Annotated in this window: 1 protein-coding gene; it reads right to left on the bottom strand. The window is 48.2% G+C overall.

The annotated features are described in order from the left end of the window. The coding region (locus tag B3182_RS07925) for a FecCD family ABC transporter permease (RefSeq protein ID WP_292752244.1) at window positions 1-330 on the bottom strand (330 nt) is incomplete at both ends.

Here is a 330-nt window from a genome sequence, read left to right as displayed (position 1 = left end):
CAACAGCCACAGGAAAAACGGTCCGCCTAATAACGTCGTAATGACCCCGACAGGCAACTCTGCAGGGGCAATAACCAATCTGGCAAGCGTATCGCAAATCACCAGAAAGCTACCGCCAAAAAGCAATGTCGCCGGTATCAGATAGCGATGATCTTCACCGATAATCAATCGGCAGATATGTGGCACCATCATTCCGACAAAACCAATAGGACCGCATAAGGCAACAATAGCCCCCACGCACAACGAAGTAACAAAAAATAATGCGTAGCGTACGTATTTCACTGAAACGCCTCGACTTGTGGCTATTTCATCACCGGCCATTAGCAGGTT

This window comes from Methylophaga sp. UBA4204, from assembly GCF_002379485.1.
Classification (GTDB): Bacteria; Pseudomonadota; Gammaproteobacteria; order Nitrosococcales; family Methylophagaceae; genus Methylophaga.
The sequence above is the reverse complement of the archived record's forward strand: the minus strand, read 5'-3'. Positions and strand labels throughout refer to the sequence as shown.